Consider the following 7,337-nt stretch of genomic DNA (forward strand, 5'->3'; position numbering starts at 1 on the left):
GATTAACGGATATTGAAGTAAAAAAAGAAATGTTCAGTGTAATGTTGAAAATAGAAGGCACTATAGAGAGGCTTTTAAACAGGCCTTAATCATCCATACATCCCCCTCACTCCCCCTTCTAAGGGGGAATCCGTGATATTCAACCTATTAGTTCATAGAAGTTATTACTAATTGTTTATTGATTTAAAGGGAGAATCCGCGCTATTAAACTTCATAGTAAAACCTTTATTGGCGATTAATATTTGAACTTCCCTGATTAGTGTTGACCGTTCACTGTTTACTTTTTATTGCTAATTGATAATTGTTTATTGTTTACTGCTAATTGTTCATTGTAAAGCGTTAGCTATTGCAGCGGCATCCTTTTTTGGTGGGCGCAGCCCGCGAAAAAAGATACAGCGGAAAGAGCGACCCGATAGGGGAACGCCCAAAATAATCACGCGCAAAACCGCAAAACACCATAACTCCATAACAGCATAACTTCATAACAAGATAACAAGTTAACTCGGGAACTTGATAACTCCGTTACTCGGTAATTCGGAAATTCGTTAAATCGGGAACTTGATAACGTGATAACTCCGTAACAAGATAACTTGGTAATCGATAACAAGATAACTCGGTAACTAGATAACTCCATAACTATTTACTGTTAATTGAAAAAATGCCTTTTTGTTATTGTTTTTTTCCGAAATTAGGACTGTCCAAAGTGTGTTTTATGACAACAAGGGCATTAATAACCTAGAAAACCTATAGAGTAGCCAATGCTACCGCTGGTGCTCGGGGTATCATATAGGTACTCTGTAAAAATGGCTTAATATTACATAATGAAGAAAACCAAAATCCCTAGGTCCATCACCGATGCCCGCCCCAATGCTGTTTCCGATACTATTGGGCAAGAGGCCCTGTCGTCCTTGTGCTCCCTGGCGGCGGGGATTTGTGATGTGCCCGAGGCATGGGTATTTCTTATAAAACCTACCCCCTCTCTCCAAACGGCTGCAGATGGGGAGGCCGATCATCCATCTCCCCTCTCCCTCCTACGCGATGCCCATTTTAGGGAGCGCCCCAATGAGATTTTTGTAATCGAGGATGCCCGTACCGACCCTAGCATAGATACCGCCACCGCCCTTGACTGCCTTTTTTATGCCGCTGTTCCCCTAAGGGCCCCGGAAGGAAATGCCTTGTACCTCCTATGTGTACAGGACCAAAAACCTAAGCAGTTGGATGCTGCCAAATTAGCGGCCTTAACGGCCCTTGGGCAATTGGGGGAACGTTTGCTAGATCAGCAACGCATAGAAAAACAGGCCGAGAAACATAAGACGACCCTGGCCTTTGAATTGGATAGGCTGGACAGTTTTATCGATGCCACCCATATTGGCACCTGGGAGCTGAATATACAGACCAAGGCTATTTTTTTTAATGACCGCTGGGCAGCCATACTGGGATATACCCATGAGGAGCTGTTCCCTATAGACCTTGAGCAATGGGAGGCCCTGATTCATCCCGATGACAAGCCCATAGCCGATAGCAAGCTGCAGCTGTGTTTAGAGAAAAAAACCGATTATTTGGAACACGAATGCCGCCTGCGCCACAAAAACGGGCACTGGGTGTGGATTAATAATAGGGGGCGCGTGATACAATGGAGCGAGGACGGGAAGCCCTTGATCGTCGCCGGGGCCCATTGGGATATTACCGAACGCAAACTGGCGGAGGAAAAATTGCGGCTGAAAGACCAGTGGTTTAAATCCCTGGTCCTTGGCGGTGCCGATATGATTGCCGTTATGGATGACAAAGGCACCTATAAATATGTGAGTCCGACCGCCATGGATATTCTAGGCTACGACCCCCAGGAGGTGATCGGAAAAAATGCCTTCGATTTTATGCACCCCGATGATATTGCCCAGGTGCAGGATCATTTTAGCAAATTGCTGGCCGGAGAAGCGTATACCCCAAAACCATTTCGGTACAAACACCAAAACGGCCAATGGCGATGGGTAGAAAACGTGGTGACCGATCTGCGGCACGACCCCGCCGTACAGGGAATTGTGACCAATTCCAGGGATATTACCGCCAGAATACAGGCAGAGCAGCAAATAAAGGCTTCCGAGGAAAAATACCGACTGTTGTTTAACTCGAGTCCACTCCCCGCCTGGATCTACGATAGCGAGAGCCTGAAAATTTTAGATATCAATGCGAGGGCAGTAGAGAAATACGGCTATCCTAGGGAGAGTTTTATAGGGATGGACATACGCGATTTCATTCCCCCAGAAGAGATTCCACATTTACTAAAAACCCTAAAAGCCGTTCCCAAAAACGAGACTACCTTTAATTTTGGGGTGTTTACCCATAAAAAAAACAATGGGGAGCTCCTAAAAATGGAGATCGTAGGCCACGCACTGCAATTTCAGGGAAAAGACTGCCATTTGGTGGTCTGTAACAATGTGACCGAAAAAGAGCAGTTCTTAGAGGAGCTACAACAGTCCGAATACAAACTAAAAATGGCCACGGACATTGCCAAACTTGGGTATTGGACGGTAGACCTGCAAGGGGGTGCTATTACCCTTTCCGATGAAGTGTATAAGCTATGGAGCTTGGAGAAGGCCAGCTTTGAGGTGTCTTTTGATAGTTTTTTGGCCACTATTCATCCCGAGGATAAAGAGAATTTTAAACAAAAGGTAGCAGCGGCGGTAAAGGGTGGCAAAAACTACGATTTTATCTATAGGATACGACGCCCCTCAGGGGAACAAAAATGGGTCCATAGCCTAGGGCGGTTGGTGTATGACAGGGAGGGAAACCCCAAACTGTTTGAGGGTACCGTACAGGACATTACCCAGCAAAAATATGAGGAACAACGCTTGAAGCTGATGGAGTCTGTGGTGACCAATACCTCTGATGCAGTCAGTATCATCAATATAGATCCCTTTAATGAGGCCGGACCCCGCATTCGCTATGTTAATGATGCCTTTAGCAGCCTTACTGGCTATGAGCCCGAAGAGGTGCTAGGGCAAAATCCGCGTATGCTCCTTGGCTACCAGCCCAATGCCGACGCCCTAACAGCATTGCAGCAGTGTATAGCAGAATCCAAGGCCGGGGAAATTACCACCAACGGACATAAAAAAAATGGGGAAGCACTATGGGTGCAGCTATCCTTTACACCGGTAGCGGACGACAAAGGGGGCATTACCCATTATATTGCCATCCAACGCGATATTACCGCCCAGAAAAACCGCGAACTGGAAAAAAAATTACTGGCCGATATCAGTATGTTATTCCACCGACAGGAAAAACTAAAACCCTGCCTAGAAGACGTTTTGCAGCATTTGGCCGACTATGGCGATTTTCAAATGGCCGAATTATGGCTGCCGAATCTAGAGAAAACACAGCTGCATTGTATGGCCCAATACAGCCAAAAAACGGTTGACAATGCTACTGCTATGCCCGTTTTTACCCTAGAGGAGGGACTCCCTGGAGCCGTTTGGAAAAACCAAGAACGGACCTATTGGGACCATGGGACGAATGCACTGGCCTGTATCCCTACAGAATACGCCGAAGCCAACAACATACAATCGGTCATTGGCATACCCCTGAGCCATAACAAAACACCTATTGGCGTTTTGGTATTGGGGATGGAAAACACCAAAAACAACCTACGCTTCTCCGAGGCCCTTTTTCAACAGTTGGAAACTTTTATAGGGGCCGAAGTGGAACGAAAACGCCTGGAAAACGACCTGCACCAAATCTTTACCTTTTCGCCCGACCTTATTTGTGTGGCCGGTAATGACGGATATTTTAAAAAAATTAATCCCGCTGGTATCGCCTTACTCGAGTATACCGAAGAAGAACTGCTCTCCCAAAGAATTTTGAGTTTTGTACATCCCGATGATCAGGAGCGCACCAAAAACCAGCAAAAAAAGATCTACCAGGGCCAACAGGGCGATAACTTTCAAAACCGCTATATCACCAAAAGCGGAAAGACCAAATGGATTAGCTGGTCTGCCACCCCCAACGATGAACAGGGCTTGGTTTTTGCCGTCGCCAAAGATGTTACCCAAAACAAAGAGCTACAAGGACTATTGGACAGGGCCAATAATTTGGCGCGCATAGGGAACTGGGAGGTCGATTTGCTCCAGGAGAAAGTCCATTGGTCCAATATTATCAAGGAGATTCATGAAGTCCCCCTAAGCTATGTCCCTACCCTAGAAAGCAGTACTTCCTTTTGTAAGGATACCGAACAAAAAGAGCGGTTACTACAGCTGATACAGTCCGCCAACGTAAAGGGCGAAGCCTGGGAAATGGAACTACTGATTACCACCGCCAAGGGCAACGACCGCTGGATTCGGATCATAGGGGAACCCGAGTTTTTAAAAGGGGAATGCGTAGGCTATTACGGCTGTATCCAGGATATTCACAAACTAAAAATAGCGCAGCTATCCCTAAAGAAAGCCTTTATAGAAAAAACGCAGATTCTAGAGAGTATTGGCGATGCCTTTGTGGCCGTAGACAAGCAGTGGACCGTTACCTATTGGAACAAGGAGGCGGAGCTCTTAATGGACATCCCACGGGAAACCACCTTGGGCAAAAATCTATGGAGCCTATACGATAATGTAGCCCAATACGATTTTTACCACCAGTATAAAAAAGCGATGGACACAGGGCAAACCATTAGTTTTCAGGAACACTACCCCGAATTGAAAAAGTGGTTCGATGTGATTGCCTACCCTTCTGTCAACGGACTCTCTATTTATATCAAGGACGTTACCGACCGTATGGAAGCGGCAGAGGCCATTCGCCAAACCAACGAGCGCTTTAAAAAGGTGACTCAGGCTACCAACGATGCCATTTGGGATTGGGATCTTATCAATGGCAGTGTGTATTGGGGAAAGGGGTACCAATATCAATTTGGCATTCCCCTAGCGACCTTTACTCCTACCCTTGAGGAATGGAAAAAACGGATCCACCCCGAAGATTATGAAAATGCCCATGGCAGTTTGCAAGCTAAACTAATGGACCCGATGGCTACCAAATGGGAGGCCGAATACCGCTTTTTAAAAGCCGACAATACCTATGCCAATGTGATGGATAAAGGGCTTATTATTAGAGATAATAAAGGTACTCCCATACGGATCGTAGGGGCCATGTCCGATATTACCTATAGAAAAACCTATGAAGAGTCCTTGCAAAAACTAAATGTACAATTGGAAAAACACGCCAAGGAACTGGAAATCTCCAATGCCGAGCTGAAGCAGTTTGCCTATATTGCCTCTCACGACCTGCAAGAACCGCTGCGGATGGTGACCAGTTTCCTATCGCTACTAGAAAAAAAATATGGCGAGCAGCTCGATGAACGTGCCCGAGAATATATCTATTTTGCCGTGGATGGCGCCCAACGTATGCGCCAGATTATTTTGGATCTATTGGAATTCTCCAGGGTAGGCCGACTCGAAGACGAGAAGGAAACGATTGCCCTACAAACGGTTTTGGACGATTATTGCATTTTGCGGAAACAGTTGATGGCCGAAAAAGAAGCCCAAATTATACATGCTCCCCTGCCCATCATCAGCAGTTATAAGGCACCGGTGACCCAAATACTGCACAACTTGCTAGACAATGCCCTAAAATACAGCGCCCCGGACAGGCCTGTAGTGATTAAAATAGGCGCAGAAGACCAAGGGGACTATTGGCAGTTTTCCGTGGGCGATAACGGTATTGGGATTGAGGAGGCGTATTTTGATAAAATTTTTGTAATTTTTCAACGTTTACATGGTAAAGACGAATATAGCGGTACAGGAATGGGCCTAGCCATTGTAAAGAAAATTATTGAAAACTTAGGAGGTAGCATTTGGCTGGAGTCCACCCCGAACCAAGGCAGCACCTTCTATTTTACCCTGAAAAAGTGAGCATGACGGAACACTGGTCGCTAAAACGAAATAAGAAATGCGAAAAACCATTAATAAACAATCAATAGCGTTCTAAACGATTTGAGCCAGTCTTTGCGAACACTTTATATATCTATATATTAAAAGATATTTGACGAAATGGGGTATTTTTAAAAATTTTATTTTTCTCTGGCCTATCGAAAATTTATCGTAAAATTTGAATGAGGATCGAGCGTTAAGAAATAAAATATATTCACATATTAAACAAGTGTTTCTTTAAAATAAATTTCCAAACCAAGCTAATACAACGACCAACGCAACAGTATTTATGAAAATTGACAAGCATCCTTACAATATCCTTATCATAGAAGACAATCTGGGCGATTATGTGCTGATAGAAGATTACCTCCTAGAGCATATCCATGCCCCGAACCTTGTCCATGCCAAAAAATTTCAGGAGGCCCAGAACCTATTGCTAACGGAAGAAAGGAAGTTTGATGTTATTTTAATGGACCTTTCCCTTCCCGATATTAATAAGGAGACTTTATTGGAAGAGATAAAAATTTTTAGTTACAATACCCCGATTATCATCTTAACGGGAAATTCAGATTTGGATTTCGCCATTAAATCCCTTTCCAAAGGGGTGTCCGATTACCTGATAAAAGACACTATTAACCCTTTGGTACTTTATAAGAGTATTGTTTACACCCTAGAGCGATTCCGTTTTTTCACCTCTTTAAAAGCGTCCCAGCAACGCTATATGGATATTTTTCATTTGAGTCCGGCTCCCATGTGGGTCTACGATGTAAACAGCCTTGCCTTTTTAGATGTCAATGCCGCCGCCGTGCGCCATTACGGCTATAGCGAGGCGGAGTTTTTGTCGATGACCATCAAGGATATCCGTCCCCCCGAGGATATTCCCATCTTAATGGAATCTATAAACCACGAAAAGCATAAAGCCCGTTATTTTCAACAGGGGTCCTATAGGCATCAGAAAAAAAACGGCGAGGTGATCGATGTAGAAATCACTAGCAATGCCATTAATTTTAATGGTATCCCGGCCGAAATTATTCTGTCTACCGATATCACCGAAAAGCTACTGCATATAAAAGCGATCGAAAAACAGAACCAAAAGCTAAAAGATATTGCCTGGACCCAATCGCATGTGGTCAGGGCGCCGGTATCGCGCTTGTTGGGGATGATAGATCTGATCAAGGAAGATTTGCCCACGGAGGAAGAAAAGGAGCTATTGTTAGAGCATATTTACAGTTCGGCCCTAGAGATCGATGAGATCATTAAGGAGATTGTTAGTAAGTCGCAGTCGGTGATTAATGTGGAAAAGGGTTAATGTGAAAATGTAACAATTGGTTAATGTAATAATTGGGATTGTGGTATCTGAGGAACTTATTGCCTTTTAATGTAGCAATGAATCAATGTGAAAATGTAACAATTGGTTAATGTACCAAT

At 44.5% G+C, this 7,337-nt stretch carries 2 protein-coding genes; both read left to right on the forward strand.

Annotated elements, in window-relative coordinates:
• Positions 1-821 precede the first annotated feature (821 nt).
• Positions 822-5,891: a PAS domain S-box protein gene (locus BUA16_RS15940; protein WP_072765742.1), complete on the forward strand. Its 5,070-nt coding sequence runs from the start codon at positions 822-824 to the stop codon at positions 5,889-5,891.
• A 307-nt stretch (positions 5,892-6,198) separates the two neighbouring features.
• Entirely contained in the window at positions 6,199-7,218 is a 1,020-nt protein-coding gene (locus BUA16_RS15945) for a response regulator (RefSeq protein ID WP_072765743.1), read from the forward strand.
• The last annotated feature ends 119 nt before the right edge of the window (positions 7,219-7,337 follow it).

It is taken from the genome of Arenibacter nanhaiticus, from assembly GCF_900141935.1.
Taxonomy (GTDB): Bacteria; Bacteroidota; Bacteroidia; order Flavobacteriales; family Flavobacteriaceae; genus Arenibacter; species Arenibacter nanhaiticus.

Excerpts from the sequence above, each read along its gene's own strand:
- BUA16_RS15940 (WP_072765742.1), top strand. The coding sequence starts at position 822 with ATGAAGAAAACCAAAATCCCTAGGTCCATCACCGATGCCCGCCCCAAT.
- BUA16_RS15945 (WP_072765743.1), top strand. The coding sequence starts at position 6,199 with ATGAAAATTGACAAGCATCCTTACAATATCCTTATCATAGAAGACAAT.